General features: G+C 34.2%; 12 protein-coding genes. 11 read left to right on the top strand and 1 reads right to left on the bottom strand.

Features of this window, described 5'->3' with window-relative positions; translation table 11 throughout:
• The 6 genes from NQQ59_RS23585 to NQQ59_RS23560 form a co-directional block, all read left to right on the top strand.
• A partial coding sequence (locus NQQ59_RS23585) for a non-ribosomal peptide synthetase (RefSeq protein WP_257698453.1) occupies positions 1-2238 on the top strand: 2238 nt, incomplete at its 5' end.
• Positions 2239-2379: 141 nt separating this feature from the next.
• The gene (locus tag NQQ59_RS23580; RefSeq protein WP_144212013.1) at positions 2380-3993 is read left to right on the top strand and encodes an MBL fold metallo-hydrolase; all 1614 of its coding nucleotides are present in this window, start codon (positions 2380-2382) and stop codon (positions 3991-3993) included.
• A 932-nt stretch (positions 3994-4925) separates the two neighbouring features.
• Positions 4926-7523: a TonB-dependent receptor gene (locus NQQ59_RS23575; protein ID WP_144212015.1), complete on the top strand. Its 2598-nt coding sequence runs from the start codon at positions 4926-4928 to the stop codon at positions 7521-7523.
• 5 nt (positions 7524-7528) lie between these two features.
• The gene (locus NQQ59_RS23570) at positions 7529-8368 is read left to right on the top strand and encodes a DUF4249 family protein (RefSeq protein WP_144212017.1); all 840 of its coding nucleotides are present in this window, start codon (positions 7529-7531) and stop codon (positions 8366-8368) included.
• 741 nt (positions 8369-9109) lie between these two features.
• Positions 9110-9901 (top strand): phytanoyl-CoA dioxygenase family protein, encoded by a 792-nt coding sequence (locus NQQ59_RS23565; RefSeq protein WP_144212019.1) that lies wholly within the window; start codon positions 9110-9112, stop codon positions 9899-9901.
• Between the two features lie 316 nt (positions 9902-10217).
• Positions 10218-10598: a hypothetical protein gene (locus NQQ59_RS23560; protein WP_144212021.1), complete on the top strand. Its 381-nt coding sequence runs from the start codon at positions 10218-10220 to the stop codon at positions 10596-10598.
• 143 nt (positions 10599-10741) lie between these two features.
• On the opposite strand, the gene NQQ59_RS23555 is transcribed toward NQQ59_RS23560, so the two are convergent.
• Positions 10742-11995 carry a phosphatidylinositol-specific phospholipase C gene (locus NQQ59_RS23555; protein WP_144212023.1) on the bottom strand — a complete coding sequence of 418 codons (1254 nt, stop codon included), beginning with the start codon at positions 11993-11995 and terminating at the stop codon, positions 10742-10744.
• Between the two features lie 1975 nt (positions 11996-13970).
• On the opposite strand from NQQ59_RS23555, the gene NQQ59_RS23550 reads away from it, so the two are divergent.
• From NQQ59_RS23550 to NQQ59_RS23530, 5 genes are all read left to right on the top strand, one after another.
• Positions 13971-14513, top strand: coding sequence for a phage tail protein (locus NQQ59_RS23550; RefSeq protein ID WP_144212025.1), 543 nt, complete (start codon positions 13971-13973; stop codon positions 14511-14513).
• 56 nt (positions 14514-14569) lie between these two features.
• Positions 14570-15112 carry a phage tail protein gene (locus NQQ59_RS23545; RefSeq protein WP_144212027.1) on the top strand — a complete coding sequence of 181 codons (543 nt, stop codon included), beginning with the start codon at positions 14570-14572 and terminating at the stop codon, positions 15110-15112.
• 14 nt (positions 15113-15126) lie between these two features.
• Positions 15127-15666 carry a phage tail protein gene (locus tag NQQ59_RS23540; RefSeq protein WP_144212029.1) on the top strand — a complete coding sequence of 180 codons (540 nt, stop codon included), beginning with the start codon at positions 15127-15129 and terminating at the stop codon, positions 15664-15666.
• Between the two features lie 61 nt (positions 15667-15727).
• A complete protein-coding gene (locus NQQ59_RS23535) occupies positions 15728-16858 on the top strand; it encodes an ABC transporter substrate-binding protein (protein WP_186296529.1) in 1131 nt (376 codons plus the stop codon).
• A 71-nt stretch (positions 16859-16929) separates the two neighbouring features.
• A complete protein-coding gene (locus NQQ59_RS23530) occupies positions 16930-17793 on the top strand; it encodes a formyltransferase family protein (protein ID WP_186296530.1) in 864 nt (287 codons plus the stop codon).
• Positions 17794-17798 lie beyond the last annotated feature (5 nt).

Raw genomic sequence — 17798 nt, 5'->3', positions numbered from 1 at the left:
TACAGCTCTTCAAGTGTTGTAAGTTCAAGGACAGAGGATTCAGTAGCGTATATTATGTACACGTCCGGTACCACAGGATTACCTAAAGGAATTTTGATCAGTGATGAAAATGTAATTACTCTGATAAATGATCCGTTGAGTGAGATTGCAGTTACGGGTTCGGATCGTGTACTCCAATGGTCTAATTATGCTTTTGACGGATCCACCTATGAGATTTTTGGCAGTCTTTTAAATGGAGCGAGTCTTTATTTGATAGATAAATCCGTGGCTTCAGATGCTGCTGCTTTATCACAGGCAATAAACAGGCATGAACTGAGTGTTATTTTTATTACTACAGCCTTGTTTAATTCTTTGGCGGATTATGATTTATCTTTATTATCAAGTTTACGATTGTTGTTGTTTGGAGGCGAGAAAGTTTCATTGACTCCTGTTCGCAAAATGCTTTCGGGATTAGGTTCAGGGAAAATCCTTCATGTTTATGGTCCTACCGAAACCACCGTTTATGCTACCTGTTATGTTATTTCAGAGATACCTGCTTTAGCCGGAACCATTCCAATAGGTAAACCTTTAACCAATACGAGCCTTTATGTTTTAAATCCTTCATCAGATATAGTTCCAATTGGTGTTGTAGGAGAGTTGTGTATTGGAGGTTCGGGAGTTGCTGCAGGTTATCTGAATCAGGAAGAACTGACTAAGGAGAATTTTATAGCCAATCCATTTGTAGAAGGCGACAGGATTTACAAGACGGGCGATTTAGTGCGTTGGCTTGCAGACGGCAATATTGAATATATTGGCAGAAAGGATAATCAGGTCAAGATCCGAGGTTACCGTATCGAGTTGGGTGAGATTGAGAATGTCTTGTCTTCATTGCCGGAAATTGGCCAGTGTTGTGTCTTAGCCCGAGAGGATGAAGGCGGAAACAAACGTCTGATAGGTTATGTGGTTACAGAAGGTAAACTGGATAAAGCGGATCTGCAGGATCGTTTGAAATCAAGTCTACCAGATTATATGATTCCTTTGCTTTGGGTAGAACTGGATCAGCTGCCTTTGACTTCTAATGGTAAAATCGATAAGAAGGCTTTACCGGATCCTGACAATTCGGATCTTTCTACCCAGGAGTATGTTGCACCACGCACAGATACCGAAAGGGCACTTGCGGTGATCTGGCAGCAATTGCTTGGTATCGAAAAAATAGGGATTCATGATAATTTCTTCGAGTTGGGAGGTCACAGTTTACTGGCAATAAAATTAGTTGCGAGAATTAATGAAGTATTGGATTTGAATACCAATATTATGACCATATTTGAGTACCCAACAATATGTAATTTTGTTGAGAGTTTGGATTCGGTTAAATCAGCTAAAGAAAATATCTTAATACCTTTACAAAAAAAAGGAAGTAATAAAGCTATATATTTGGCACCTCCAGGAGGAGGAACTGTTAACTGTTATATTGAATTGGCTAAATTACTTGGAGAGGATCAACCTGTTTATGCATTCCAATCTCCGGGATTAAATGGAAAATCTCCAATTTCAGATTCTATTGAAGAAATGGCTTTTACGTTTGTAGAGGAAATGCAAAAAGTAGATCCATACGGACCTTATCGACTTGGAGGATATTCCTTTGGAGGAATAGTTGCTTACGAAATGGCAGTACAATTACAGAACAAAGGATTCGATGTCGAAGAATTATTAATTTTCGATAGTTCTTTTACTGGATTTGATCTAGATAGAAGTGAAAGTAATAATCGGGACGATTCATATCGCAGTTCATTAGAAACACTTATCCGTACAATGTTTGGAGATGATTTTAACTGGTCTAATCTGGTTCTTGAAAATAAATCAGCTGATGAACAAATAGAGATTGTGTGTAAATTGTTAAGCGACTCTAAACTAAAAATAAATGAGAATGAGGTAAAAGGCCATTTAGAAGTTATTTTCCGTAATGAAAATTACATTTATATAGCTCAAAACAAACCCATTGTGGAAGCTCAAATCATTTTGTTTAGGGCAATGTATACTCCAGCAGAAGATGAAACTAAAGATAAAATAATTATAATTGAAAATGATATCGAAAAATTTGATTATGAATGGCAAAAGTATACTAATAAAGAAGTAATTGTACATCATATTCCTTCTACTCATATCACTTTATTGGATAGTATTTATCTAAAACAAATTTCTGATATTTTAATGGGTATAGAGGAGACAACAACAGGAATAAATCAAATAAATAATTAGATAAGATATAAAAAAGAAAAATTAAAGACTTAGGTGAAGATAGATACTTTGATTCAGAACATTCTTAGTATCATCAGATACCATTATTAATAAAAGTAAAAAAGCTTTCCATTTAAGCTTAATATTAAACTATTTTAAAAAATGAATAATCAGAAATTGTTTCTAAAACCAAATGTAGTAATTGAACCATTGTTTGATAATTGGTATGCGTGGAGTCATTTGATTTCTCCTGCCACTAGTGCAATGAATATTACAGGGCGAAATTTGAAAATTATGAATTCCTATATTCAGGCACCTTCCGCTCATGCTGCAGCAGTTAAAAATCCTAAAATGCTCGGAGGCCCTTTTATTGATTATGATGGAAAAAGAGTTGATGAAATCCAAAAACTAAAAGAAGAGACTCTGGAAAAGCAAAAAGATATGGTAGCTTTTAGTGAAGCAATCAAAACTCTGGATACTCTTTTGAAAAACAAAGCAAAAGGATACTCTTTAGATCCGTTGTATGAGGAAGTTCCTGAAATACTCAAGGGATATGTAGAACTATATTATGATCTAAACAATCAAGCTTCTTTTAGATTTTTTGAACCTCTTTTGTATCATAGCAAATTTTACAATCCATCTTCACAAAGTATCTTATTATGGTTAACAGAAAACGATGAGCGTCCTTTTGTTTTAAGTACACCGCGTTTAGCAGATAAAGACAAGATCCATCTTAATATCCCATTCAGCCATAAAGGTCTGGATGCGTTAAGCCGAATGAAAAAGAATCCTGGAGATCTGGATTCTATAAAAAAAACATTAGGAATAAGCGAAGAAGACGAACCTATATTTGATTCCTTTTTTACTACTGAAGCCCCAAAAGAGTACAATAAATACGAAGGAGACAAGGTAAGAATGAGGTATTTCGGGCATGCTTGTATACTGGTGGAAACAAAAGATATCAGTATAATGTTAGATCCAGTAATAAGTTATTATGGATACGATCAGAAGGTTGAACGTTATTCGGATATGGATTTACCGGAAAGTATTGATTATGTTTTGATCACTCACAATCATCAGGACCATATTTTGTTCGAAACTTTAATTCCTTTACGCCATAAGATTAAGAATATTGTAGTTCCTAGATCTTCTAATGGCGCATTGCAGGATCCAAGTATAAAATTGATGTTAAATGCAATCGGTTTTGATAATGTTATTGAAATTGATGAAATGGAAGCAATCAAGTTTAGTGACTGTGTAATAACAGGTGTACCTTTTGTAGGGGAACATTCGGATTTAAATATACAGGCCAAAATTTGCCATCATGTAAGTGTTGGAGATTTTAAAATGCTTTTTGTCGCAGATTCCTGTAATATTGAGTCTAGATTATATCAGCATGTTCAGGCGGTTTTAGGAGATGTAGATGTGCTTTTTTTAGGAATGGAGTGCGATGGCGCCCCTTTATCATGGCTTTATGGTCCTTTGTTAACAGAAAATTTGCCAAGGGATAAAGACATATCAAGAAGATTAGCAGGTTCCAATTTTGAAAAAGGCAAGGGACTTATTAATGCTTTTAACGCTAAGGAAGTATATGTTTATGCTATGGGACAGGAGCCATGGTTGGAGTTTATTAGCAGTATAAAATACACAGACGAATCCAATCCAATCGTACAATCTAATATTCTTATTGAATATTGTAGAGAACAAAATATTATATCTGAAAGACTTTTTGGTGAGAAAGAAATTTTTTACAATTACTCAGCTGCAGAGGTTTAATGATACTATAAAAAAAAATAGACATTATGTTTTTTGTGATACATTGTAAAGATCTAAATACTGGAAAACATTCGGTTGTTTCATTACTCTTATAAATGGTTGCTGTATAATTATTTTAAGAATATAAGAAAAATAGAATTGAAAAAGCTGCTTCCGATTAAATTCAGAATGCAGCTTTTGTTTTTTTAACAAAAAAGTATTTCATTGATTCTGTCATAAATGGAAGTGAGGTTGAATTATGAAATTACTTAGATCATCGAGACCTTTCAGTTGAATAAAAGATTTTTTTTCATTTTTTATAAATTAATTGCAAAAAAAAAAAAAATGTAAGTTGTTGATCAATAATTGTTTATTGTTTTTTTTAAGGAATAATTGTAAAAAAAAAATATTTTGATTAGGAACTTTCTTATTTTCGTTTGTTATATGCAAAAAAAAGAACAAAGATATTTTAAAGAAAAAGTATTTTACACTTTTTGGATAAGAAGAAATTTTAATACAGGAAATTTAGTATTCATATTAAGTTTTTTGTAATGAAGTTAGTTAAATCGTATATAAGACACATTTTTATTATGCAGTCAAACTCTGAAATGATTGTAAAGTAGGTGTAGATGATTTATGAGATTTGAATTAGTTTATAGATTTTGATAGTAGGAAGCTGATTTATATATAACTATATTGAATTGAGTTAAAATGCATTATGATTAAGTTGAATCATTATTACAACAAACAAAGCATATAACTAAAAAGAAGATAAAAAAACAAATTACAGATAATCAGGAGAAATGTATAACTAAAAAAAAATTTGTAAATGGAGAGATAAAAAAACAGATTGCTTTTCAATACAAAAGGAAGTATGTATTGAAGGATACTACCAAATGTCAAGGGTAGTCTTAAACTATCTAATTTAATAATATTTTTAAATATAAATTTTAATGAAGCATATAATTTTAGCATGCTTTTCTCTATTCAGTTTACAGATGTTTTCCCAAAATGTGACTGTAGCCGTAGATAGTAAAACAACCCTTAAAGAATTGTTTAAACAAATTGAAAATCAGACCGATTTTAAATTTTCCATAGAAGATCAAATTGATACAAATCAGAAATATTTCACAATAGAATATGTTTATAAAGATATACTAATAAGAGATCTTATAACTCAACTAAATAAAAGTTCAGTTATTGAATTCTCAATTGAAGGAAATGTCATTTTTGCAAAAAGAACTATTAAAAAAAGTAAACTTTCAGGGCAGGTTTTAGATGAAAATAAGCATCCTGTAATTGGTGCTGATATTTTTATAAAAGAACTTGAAAGAGGTGTTATAACCGATAAAGAAGGTATGTTTTCTATAGAATTGGATAGAGGGAGTTACACTTTCCTTATTAGTTTTATAGGCTTTAAAGATAAGGAAGAGCAAATAATAGTTTCTGATGATATAAGTATGGATTTTGTTTTGAAAGCCAATACTCAAGAATTGAAACAAGTAATTGTAACCGTTAGTAAGGCTGTTGATATCAAGAATCCTCAAATGAGTGTTAATAAACTTACGATGGAAGAGATAAAGAAGATTCCTGTTGTAATGGGGGAGGCAGATCCTTTAAAGGCCATACTAACATTACCCGGAGTTACCAATGCGGGAGAGGCTTCATCAGGATTTAATGTCCGTGGTGGTGCCGCCGATCAGAATCTATTAATTTTGGACGGAGCTCCGGTATATAATGATTCTCATTTGTTTGGTTTTTTCTCTGTTTTTAATGCAGACATTGTTAGTGGATTGGATTTATATAAAGGAGGTATTCCTGCTAAATTTGGAGGTCGTGTTTCTTCAGTTCTTGATGTGAATCAGCAAACTGGGAATTTTGAGAACTATAAATTTAATGGTGGTATTGGTACAGCTTCAAGTAGGTTTTTAGTGCAGGGACCAGTAAAAAAAGATGTAGGTTCCTTTATTATTGCCGGACGTGCCTCATATGCCCATTTATTTTTAAAATTGACAGATATTAAAAGCTCAGCTATGTTTTATGATCTAAATGCTAAGTTTAATTATCGCCTGGGAGCTAATAATACTCTTGCTTTCTCCGGATATTTAGGAAATGATACATTCAAATTAAGTAAACTATTTACCAATAACTATGGAAATACAATGGGTGTTTTAAATTGGACGCATAAATTTTCAGATAATTTAGATACAAAATTAACTGTCTTTTATAGTGACTATAGATTCAGTTTGGGTATGGAGCTACAAGATTACAAATGGAAAAGCGCTATTCAGAGCTATGGGTTTAAGTACAATTGGAATCATATTCTATCCGAAAAGTTTAAGTTGAATTATGGGATTGATGGTCTGTATTATAATTTTAATCCTGGTGTTTTAGAACCTACAACTTCTAATTCTCCCGTTAATCATAGACAGCTTGATAAGAAATTTGCCTTGGAAACTTCTGCATTTATGGATTTCGAACATCAGGTTACTAAAAAACTTAATCTTCGTTATGGGCTTCGTTACAGCAAGTTTTATCGTTTTGGTGCTGAAGAGATTAGTACCTATGAAAATAATATGGCGGTCGTATATAATCCAACTTATAACATTTATGAACAAGCTGCTCCAACAGGGAAAATTTCTTATGGAAGTGGAGAAGTCATAAGTAGCTTTAATAATTTTGAACCACGTTTTGCATTATCATACGCCTTTAACGAAAATACCTCATTAAAAACAAGTTACAACAGAATGGCACAGTATGTTCATATATTATCTAACTATCAGTCCTTATCGCCTATGAATGTTTGGACACCTAGTGGGCCGTTTACTAAACCGCAAGTGTTAGATCAGTATGCAATGGGATATTTTAAAAATTTTAAGGATTATGAATATTCTTTTGAAGGAGAGTTGTTTTATAAAAATATCCAAAATCGTATAGATTATATAGATGACGCAATTATATTAGGAAATAATAATATTGAAAGAGTTATTCTTAATGGTAAAGCGAGGTCTTATGGCGTTGAATTTTTGTTCCGAAAAAACACAGGTAATTTTACAGGATGGGTTTCTTACACCTTGTCTAAGACTGAACAAAAAACTCCAGGTAGGAGCGTTGATGAGCCTGGTATTGCAAATGGGAATTGGTATTTGGCGGGATATGATAAACTTCATAATTTAAATATTGTAACAAGTTACATGTTAAACCCGAAGTGGTCTTTGAATACTAATTTTACATTACAATCTGGGCAGCCTGTGACCTATGCAAATGGCTACTATGAATTTGCTGGAAGAAATATACCTAATTACTCGCTAAGAAATTCAAACAGATTACCGGTTTACCATCACTTGGATATTTCAGCTACTTATACTCCCAAACCTGATAAAAAAGTTGGATGGCAAAGTTATTGGGTATTTAGTGTTTATAATATTTACGGCAGAAAAAATGCCGCTTCAATGATATTTACTACAAATGATAGTACAGGCGATAATGAAGTAAGAAAATTGTCTATTTATGGATTAGTTCCTGGAATATCGTATAATTTTAAATTCTAATAATAATGCAAACATTAAAAAAAAATATGCTGAAGATTAAAAACCTGACAATGTTGGGTCTTCTTATAATTTTACTCTTTACCTCTTGTGAAGAAGTAGTACAGCTCGATTTGAATACAGGGGAGGCTAAAATAGTTATAGATGCTGAGATACAATGGAAGAAAGGAACAAATGGAAATAGTCAGATAATAAAGATCAGTAAGATGGCTCCTTATTACAATGGAACTACTCCAAAAGTTTCCGGAGCAGAGGTGAGGGTCGAAAATAGTAATGGTGATGTTTTTACTTTTAATGAGTCTGAACCAGGCTCTTATATAAGTACTAATTTTATTCCCGTTATTGATATGGAGTATACTTTGTATGTAAAAGTAGAGGAACAAAGTTTTACTGCAGTTGAAAAGTTAACTTCTGTAACTTCAATTAATAGAGTTGAGCAGACGCTAATGCCAGATATAACAGGACCGGATTTAATTGTGCTGACTTATTATTTTAATGATCCAGTAGATCAGGAGAATTATTATCTGATGGATTACACAGGAGACTTTTTACGTTATCCTGAATTCACCTTAACTGATGATGAATCAACAAATGGAAATATTATGAGTACCAGCTTTGCAGATGGTGATATGAAACCAGGGAAAAAAGTTGTGATTGTGCATCGTGGTATTTCCAAACAGTTCTATAATTATATGAGTTTGATATTAAGGGCATCAGAGGGAAATTCCTCTTCTACACCGCCAAGCAATATCAGAGGAAATATTATTAATAGTAATGATCCTAAAAAATTTGCTTTAGGTTATTTTAGACTTTGCGAATCGGATTCTGTTTTCTACGAAGTGAAATAAAAGGAATGTAATTCAGAAGTTAACTCAGATATAAACTGATCCGACAGAGACTTAGCGATTTATGGTGTTTGTAAATTGAATACATAACTAATTATTAGTCACTTATGTTTTTTTTTAATGAGGGTTTTATAAAACTGATTTAGAAATATTCAGAAAAAATAGACCTCTATGGACAAACACACGGAGAAAAAGATTGATCGTAAACAGATAAGTTACATTCATGTTGCACTCATTTATTGGATTAGAAAGTAAAGCTATAAAAGAGGGAGCAAGAAATCCGTACTGCAATTTTTTGAAACGAAATAAAAAATTATTTGAAGTTACGGGTTATAATAGAGATAGTGATTTTTCATTGGATTCGTTGTCAGAAGAAGATCCGGATGATTTTTTAAATTTTCTATATTAAAGATTTGGTAGTACCAAAGGATTGATAGGCAGTAAACAAACGAGTATGGATATGGTACAAAAAACAGAAGAGGCAAGAGTACACGAAATAACCTGCTTACTTGATTTTGGTAGGCCATCTGATAGATATTGGAAAATTTAAAATACAACTGAATTAAAGTAATCTTGCTAAACTAGTGGGTAATTTATTATACGTATTGTTGATCAATTCTTAGATCTTGAATTAGCAGATCAGCAATTTATATAGTATTTCACAAAAAAAAAGATGTTTAAAGCCAAATTAGTAAAACCTTAATAGTAATAATATTTAAGTAAATAATTTTAAAAATTAAAAAAATGAATAAAAGTCAAATCGAAAGTTATAATGAGGATGGTTATATTATAATTGAAAACATGTTTACTCTAGATGAAGTGAATAAATACAAGGATGAATTATCTTATTTTGAAAATAAAAAAGATTTACCCAATGTTATTTGCGAGGATGATAAGATTCGTTCGATATTTGCTCCTCATGTGAATTCTCAAGTATATAAAGACTTGTACAAAGATTTAAGGTTGTTAGATATAGCTCAAAAATTGGTAAAAGAAAATTTATATTTATATCAATATAAATTAAATCTTAAAGAGCCATTTTTAGGAAAATGGTGGGAGTGGCATCAGGACTATCCTTATTGGCACTTTGATGATGGAGTGGCATCTCCAGATATGACTTCTGCAATGATTTATTTAGATGATGCTAAATCCTTTCAAGGTCCTCTAATGGTTATTCCAGGTTCACATAAAGAAGGGATAGCAAAATTTAAACAGAAAGATACTCTTGATAAAAATGATATATTAAATTCACTTAGTTCAAACTTAAAATTTACTGTTGATGATAATATTGTTAAAGCATATGCAGATCAAAATGGTATTGAGGTTTTAGAACTTAAGGCAGGATCAGTTATTTTTTTTCATCCAAATTTGTTTCATGCTTCTACAGGTAATCTATCTCCATATAAAAGAGATACAGTCATAATAACTTATAATAGTATTAACAACTTGCCGGTTTCAGAAAATAAGAGACCTGATTATATTTGCTCTACGGACAATAGCGTTTTAACTGAAAGTGATAAATTGTGTAATTTATAATTTATTTCCATTCTATAAAAACGATATGGATTAATGAAACGGCTGTAATATTTTACAGCTGTTTTTTTATAAGCTGATTTTTAAGGTGTAATCTGGAAAAATGGGTCAGTCGGATCATATTGTGATGGCCGAATATTGGCAAATTCCCCTTATCTTTTTGTGGTAAAAAGAAGGTAACTCCAAAATTACAATGCCGCGTCTCGATCGGGAAGTAATAAAATTCGTCAGTTTATGTTAATGTTATGATTTGGAACAGTTAATAATAGTTTATCGTTTCATGTAGTAACTAATTTTGTTTTTTTAATCGTTAGAAAATATGACGGCGGGACAAGAATTGGAGGTGGATGCCTATGTGCTGGCATCTTCGGGACTGCGTACAACATCACGTGGCTATAGGGCGCTTAAAATACTATTCGAGTATGGGAACATACTGTACTGGTGTCTGGGCAAGAATGATACTTTGGAGCTTGCGAAGATCCTGATTCATCTGAAATTCAGATACAATCATGTTTCGGGCGGACTTGAGGTGCTGCCGGAGCACAAACGGGATTTTTATTATCTGATCATGCACCGCAGGAAGCCTGTTTATAAAGCCCTGTATCCCGATACCCGCATGGCTGTAGGAAAGATGGAGAGGTACGATGGGGAGAGGCCCGGATGGGCGGAGCAGATATTGGCTGGTAATAAGAACGATTGAAGATTGAAAATGCCGGGCTTATATCGGAATATGCAGTCTGTTTCAAGTGGGGGGCTGTGGTTTCCAGAAACAAAACAAAGCCGAGCATCCTGTTTTTGAACTCGGCGATGTCTGATTATGGGGTTTGTTTAGCCGATTGTTTATTACGTTATCGGACTTAAGATTTCGTAGCTGCCTTTCTGCGCTTCAGGGATCATTTTTATTTCTCCATGCAGACCGTACCTGTTCAGCACTCCTGAATCGTAGATGTGGTGCAGTGCAGGTTTCAGTCCGTTTTCCCTTTCATAGGATAAGTAGATTTCGTTCCGGTCATTGAATTTTATCAGTTTCCCGTTCTTGAGTAGGGTGGAGGAGGCAACATCAAAATTAAAGCATGGCAGCAGCTGGGGATCCCATCCTTTCCTGAATATATTTTCCGCAACGGAAGGGTCCGGGACATGATAAAGTTGCTGGCTGAAACTCAGGTAGACGATGCCTGTTGCCTTGTTGATGGCACGAGGAAGCAGCATTGGATTGTCGTAGCTGCAGTCCAGTATCCTGGTGATCAGATATTTTTCAATTTCCGGAAAATCCATCGGAATGATGCCATAACGTTTTGTTGGATGATCCTTCAAATATTTATACAGCAGTGGGTTTACTGAATCAGCGAGATCTTTTGGGTTTGAGGAAAAAGGGAGGACTCCTGCGGTAATACCGGTCGCACTCGCAAAATTGATATATATTGTTTCAACACTATCGGCGGCGGCTTTCTCCAGTACAGGTTTGATGTGGAGATTGAATTTATCCGCCTTGTTGTTTCCCTTGGACCAGGAGTAGTAGTTGTCCTGTACATAGAATTTCACCTTATGATGCGAGAAGTCTCCTGTACCGTCTTTGGGGAAATTTCCCTGGCAATCCAGACCGATATCCAGATAATCGAACCTGCGAAGCAGTATTATCCTGCCTTTTACTTCCTTTAGTTTTGGAATCCGATCATTGCCTAGATACCATTTTTCCTTGTTTTTATTGATGGTCTGTTCCACCCATTTGTGAATTGAATCACCGAATTCCTGCTTTATCGACATCAAGATGGTTTCAGTCGGATTTTGTTCGAGAAATTTGAGACAGACATCGATTACCTGTGATAAAGTGATATTGAGATTTGATCCGAAGGGAGGTTTGCCGTGATAGAGCCATAGTACTCCGTCATTATCGTTTCCTTTTGCGGCCCTGATGTCCAGATAACGGATTCCGGCGTTGAGCTGGTCGGTCAATTTCAGGGTCTGGCATTTTGCAGGACCAATATTTATGACCTGGAAAGTGCCAGTGTCGTGGGTGCCCGGTATGGTCAATTCCGAAATCTTTCTTTCATCATTGACATACTGCATCCATCTTGGATTCTGAGGTAGATTTGACATAATATAATAGTTTTATGGGTTAACTTAAACTGTGGAAATGTAAAACTGTACTGATGCCATTCAAAACAGAGGTTGTTCTATATATGGATTTAGCGCAGAAATCCGCATAATTTTAATTGTATTAGGACTAATTTTTTCATAGCGATTCTTTTTAGGTCAGGGGGAGATGAAAAGTATTTTTCAGATGATCAGGGGAGGTTTGGTCTTTAAAAGTAAGATTTATATTTCAAATAGTTGACAAAAATGTTCTAAAACCTGTGTTTTTTGTTCTGAAATGAAACCCATTTTCTGAAATTTCGAAAACAGTGTACTATGATTTTGTCGTAAAACTTAATTAGGAGGCGCTTAAATTTAATGAGTGTAATTGATTTGTTTATTAGGTCTTTACACGTTTTTTTGCTTTGTAAATGCGGTTTTTTTATAAAACTGATTTAAGAATTTTTATTGAAGAAGAGTTGTATTTTTAATAGAAATTGTCTCTTGAAGAAGGAGATTTGTCCTGAAATGAGAATTTTACTTTAGGACGATTTTTTTTTATTTAGTGAAAATATTAGAAAGAAAATCATCGTTGTCAATATTTCTATGATTATTAGATAGATGGACAATGATCATTACTATGGTCAGATTACTGATTTTTAGTTAATTTTAATAGATTTATTTATAATTTTTTTACATTTGTTACTCCTTATGCTTTTAAAAGTTCTTTCTTAAAATGTCATAATTTATCATCAAATATATAGTATTGTGATGTATATTTTTGTTTTGCTGCGGTTTACACAAAACTTTATCATATTTGTACCTTACGCTTGCCTAACCCTTATGAAATAAGGATTGTTAATTTCTGCTTCGGAAATAAATCTACTTTCTTTAAGTTTTATTTGCTTTCTCTTAGTTGGTTCACATTGATTTAGCTGGGTTTTTACTTTCTTGATTTTTATCTTGTACAATTGTTATACTCAATGTATACCTTGATGAAAATAAAGTGAAAAAATGTACATCTTATGGTAATTAGTTTAAAGTAGAAAAAAGATAGATTGGCAAGCGTGTCAATTTAAGTGATTTTGAGTATTTGAACTTACATCCTTAACAGAATCTAAAAGTGCTACTAAAAAGAAATAGAATAAGGAAATTGAGGTTTTAGAAGAGCAAATCTTGTCAATTAGAAAAGCTGAATATTTTCTGAGTAAGTTTGACATAATGTAAAACTGACGGATATTGACCACTGTTTTCCAATTTAAAATGACCACTTAATTTCAGCTTAAAGTGACCATCTAATTTCAGTGCAAAGTGAGCACCAAAAAACTACTTTTTTCGTTTGCTAATTATTGTTTCAAATAGAGACAAATGATCATCCTTTGATAACATCTTTGCTTTATATTTTCGTTAGTTCGCTAAGGTATGCGACATCTTTTCTTTCATAATTTTTGATTTTGATGGGTTTTTGTATTTCGAAAAATATTGAGATATGATTTACCGTAGAACTTAAATGAGTAAACATTTTTATTCACATACATTTTTTTGTTACAAAATGGAAGTAAGTCCATTATATGATTTTACTAAATGATTTTGTAATAATCAGTATATTATTTTCAAACAACCTTAGCTTTCATTTGGGAAATTGAAAGCAACTCCACTTTTTTATTAAAATATTTTAAGGTAAGTTTTGCTTTCAGGACAATAACTTTGGATTCAATCAATAGTTTTTGTTCTTTCAGATAGTACTGTATTCCTGAAGTTGCAGTCCTGAATCCTACAACAAAAAGAGGCGAATATCTTTCAATTAATTATTTAAAAAGTAGGTTATGTTTTATTTTTTAAAAACAGGTATTTCTACGTGTTTTTAAAGTGCTTATATACAGTAAATTAGCTATGTAATAAAATACTGTCAGATAAATAGCTAAATGTAATCTTATCTTACAGGAAAAATTACCACCAGATTCTAATCATTAAACATTAACCTATAAATTAATAAACTATGGATGGATACATTGGAGAAATTCGTCATTTTGCAGCAGGTTTCGCTCCACGAAACTGGGCTTATTGTAATGGACAGATAGTCGCAATTCAATCAAACACTCCTCTTTTTGCTATTATCGGAACTACGTATGGAGGCAACGGATCGACTACGTTTCAACTGCCTAACTTTGCCGGACGTGTAGCGATAGGAGCTGGTACCGCAGTTGGGTTATCTACCTACGCAAACGGACAGCAGGGAGGCACTAATACACATCAAATTACAATTAACGAGCTTGCAGCTCATAATCATCCTGTTACTTCAGCTTTTTCAATTCCTGCTTATTCAGACACAGGAAATCTTAATACTCCTAGCGGTAATACGCTTGCTTCTAAAAATAAGATGTACAGCACTACTGAAGGAGATGACCCAATGAAACCAGTTACTTATAATATAGTTCTAGCTAATGCTGGTACAGGACAGAGTCCTATTTCGTTAATGCAGCCTACAATAGGTATAAACTACATTATCTGTTTATATGGTTTATTTCCACCGCGTTCTTAACAACGCATTTGCTATTTAAATTTTATAAGTAAAATCAAAATCTAAAAAATTAAAACATGGAAGGATATATAAGTGAAATCCGCCTATTCGCAGGAGATTTTGCACCTCTTGGTTGGGCAATTTGCAATGGAGCACAACTTAGCATTGCCAGTTATCAGGCTTTGTACGTCTTAATTGGCACAACATACGGAGGTGACGGGGTAACTACATTTAATATTCCTAACCTGCAGGGACGTGTTCCAGTAGGTGTAGGAACTGGTCCGGGACTGCCACAAATACTACTAGGACAGGTTGGAGGAACAGAAACGGTTGTAATGACTAGTGCTCAAATGCCTATTCACACGCATATTTCTACAGGCAGTACAGTTTCTGTACCTGTTTACAATGATACTGGTAATACTGGAGCACCTGCAAATGCGGTATTGGCAGGTAATGCCTTAGCGTATACATCTGAGGCAGCAGACAGTAATTTGAAATCCGGAACTTCAACAGTAGTGGTTTCTGTCGCTGGAAGCAGTGCGCCTTTTAATATCATCCAGCCTTATCTAGCAACGAATTATATTATTTGTCTAGAAGGCATTTTCCCAAGTAGAAACTAACAAAAACCACAATTATGGAAGGAACAATGTCAGAAATCAGACTGTTTGCAGCAAATTTTGCCCCAAGAACATGGGCTTACTGCTCTGGACAGCTATTAGCTATTAATTCAAATCAGGCTTTATTCAGCCTTTTAGGCACCACATACGGAGGAAACGGTGTAAGTACTTTTGCTTTACCGGATTTTAGAGGCCGTATTCCTGCAGGAACCGGAGTAACATCAGGTATTCAGCAGTTTCCAATGGGAGCTCTTCTTGGATCTCCTAATTATACTATACTTTCCAGCAATATGCCGCCTCATACCCATACAGCACAGGGAACTTATACCTTAAAAGGATTATCCGATCAGGGAAATACCGGAGCAGCAGAAAACGCCTATCTTGCTTCACTGAGTAATCTGTATTCGACTAAGCCAGCTGACGGGTCATTGAAAACAATTACGCCTACAGTAACAGTAGGAAATGCGGGAGGAAGCCAGCCATTATCAGTTCAACAACCGTATTTAGGCATGAATTATATTATCTGTATCCAGGGGATTTTCCCTTCTAGGAACTAATACTACAAGCCCATTGACTTTTTTGTTGATGGGCATTTTTTTTAAACAGCATTTAAACTTTATGAAAATAGCTTTACTCTTACCAAGATCTGTCATTTACCCGTCACTGTCCTTTGATGTAATGGACGGATTTAAATCTGCACTTAAAAAATTAGGAACCAACGAAAATCATGAAATCGTAACGGCTGGCATTGGCGTCGGCGGGAACGAAAAGGAAATTCATGACTGCTGTGAGCAGCTTTTACTAAATGGAACAGATATTATAATCGCCTATGTAAATCCTCTTACAGCCGAATCTATACAGCCTATTTTTGAAAGTGCGGGGAAATTATTACTTGTTTTAGACAGCGGTTATCATTTTCAGACTTTTGATAAAGTATTATCCAACGTTTATTTTATTTCTTTGGAAGGTGCTCTCTGTTCCCGTGCCATTGTACGTAAAGCTTTTGATGAAGGTCAAAGTAATTTTGCTTTTACCTGTTCTTTTTATGATGCCGGCTACCGATCTCCTTATACATTTTCGACTGCCGTTGAGGATAAAGGGGGAACTGTCAATTATACTCATGTAACACCTTTACAGCGTGCAGATATTAATTTACAGCCTTTAGAACAGTTTCTTGAAGAAAATCAGGATGCTTCGTTATTTACATCATTCTGCGGCGATATGGCTGAAGATTTCTTTAGAGAATCGGCAAAACTAAAAAATGTAGGCTCACGAAAAACATACGGAAGCGGTTTTACTGCCGAAGAACTCTGGATAAGTAAAATACCATATCCGGGATATAATTGGAGTTGTGCTGTGCCATGGTCTGCAAGTACTTCGAATAAAGAAAATGAAGATTTTGTTGCGGTAATGACCAGTATTAAAGAGCAGAAAGCGAATGTTTTTTCTCTTCTTGGATGGGAGGCTGCTTTGTTTATTGATGCCATGAATGGTTCTTCATTAGACGGTGTAGTAATTGATTCTCCAAGAGGAAAAGTATACATGAATCCAAATACCCGATCTTCTGAGGCACCGGTTTACTATGCCACGGTAACAAAAAATGAGGAAACTGGAAATTGCCGCTTAGAGAATATAACTGAAGCACATGATCTAGCCGAAGAACGTGAACGTCTGCATCATCATATTCTTGCTATTAAAGAAACTACTTCTGCATCCTGGTTTAATTCTTATGCCTGCTTAGAGTCATGAATCCAACACGCGACATAGTAGTTTTATGTAATAACCGTCTGGCTTTTCCAGCTATACAAACATTACACAGTATGGGAAGGCTTCATACAATAGGAGTTCCTGCGAATAATGAAGATGTAAAAGCTTTCTGTTCGCTTTTTGCTGCTAAAACTGGCATTGGTTTAATAGGATTTGAAAGTTCAAAACTTAAAATTCAGTTAGAAGAAATTACAAAAATCCCGAATCTGAAAAATATCTTCACGATGACTTTTCCATGGAAAATTCCCGAAGATATTCTGGCGAAAAGGCCCAATGTTTTTTATAATTTCCATTATGGATTATTGCCTGAAATGCGCGGTTCTGATCCTGTTTTTGAATCAATCAGAAAACAAAAACAAGAAACCGGAATTTCTGTTCACGCTGTTGAAAAAGAAATCGATAAAGGAAAAATAATCCTGAAAAAGACACTGCCTCTTCATACAGATCTGACACACGGAATGCTTTGCACTAATTTGTCTTATCTGGCTTCTTATATTTTACCTGAACTCTTTACATTATTGTATAATAAAGATAAAGGCACAATTCAGGATGAATCTCTGGCAAGTTATTACAAGAAACCCAGTATTACCGATGTTACGATTCAGTGGGAAAATCAGGATTCAAAATCGATTCAGGCTCTGGTAAATGCCTGCAATCCTTGGAACAAAGGAGCTTATACACAATGGAATGGTTTAAATATACGAATTGTGGAAGTTTCCTTAACCAATACCTTGACAGATCGTCCAAGAGCCCCAGGCACGATTCTCGAAATAAATGAAAACAACGGACTGATTATTCAGTGTTACAACAATACACAGCTCCGTATCAATACGGTTTATACTGACGAAGGATTTATGAGTGGGCATAAACTGCTCGCTTTTGGCATTAAAAACGGCGAACAATTTGCCACTCTATAATTTAA

It is taken from the genome of Flavobacterium panacis, assembly GCF_024649945.1.
Classification (GTDB): Bacteria; Bacteroidota; Bacteroidia; order Flavobacteriales; family Flavobacteriaceae; genus Flavobacterium; species Flavobacterium panacis.
Note: the sequence above shows the minus strand (reverse complement) of the source record. Positions and strands in the feature narration are given on the sequence as shown.

Bases quoted from the DNA above. Each gene is read 5' to 3' on its own strand.
- NQQ59_RS23580 (WP_144212013.1), top strand. From the start codon at position 2,380: ATGAATAATCAGAAATTGTTTCTAAAACCAAATGTAGTAATTGAACCA.
- NQQ59_RS23575 (WP_144212015.1), top strand. From the start codon at position 4,926: ATGAAGCATATAATTTTAGCATGCTTTTCTCTATTCAGTTTACAGATG.
- NQQ59_RS23570 (WP_144212017.1), top strand. From the start codon at position 7,529: ATGCAAACATTAAAAAAAAATATGCTGAAGATTAAAAACCTGACAATG.
- NQQ59_RS23565 (WP_144212019.1), top strand. From the start codon at position 9,110: ATGAATAAAAGTCAAATCGAAAGTTATAATGAGGATGGTTATATTATA.
- NQQ59_RS23560 (WP_144212021.1), top strand. From the start codon at position 10,218: ATGACGGCGGGACAAGAATTGGAGGTGGATGCCTATGTGCTGGCATCT.
- NQQ59_RS23555 (WP_144212023.1), bottom strand. From the start codon at position 11,995: ATGTCAAATCTACCTCAGAATCCAAGATGGATGCAGTATGTCAATGAT.
- NQQ59_RS23550 (WP_144212025.1), top strand. From the start codon at position 13,971: ATGGATGGATACATTGGAGAAATTCGTCATTTTGCAGCAGGTTTCGCT.
- NQQ59_RS23545 (WP_144212027.1), top strand. From the start codon at position 14,570: ATGGAAGGATATATAAGTGAAATCCGCCTATTCGCAGGAGATTTTGCA.
- NQQ59_RS23540 (WP_144212029.1), top strand. From the start codon at position 15,127: ATGGAAGGAACAATGTCAGAAATCAGACTGTTTGCAGCAAATTTTGCC.
- NQQ59_RS23535 (WP_186296529.1), top strand. From the start codon at position 15,728: ATGAAAATAGCTTTACTCTTACCAAGATCTGTCATTTACCCGTCACTG.
- NQQ59_RS23530 (WP_186296530.1), top strand. From the start codon at position 16,930: ATGGGAAGGCTTCATACAATAGGAGTTCCTGCGAATAATGAAGATGTA.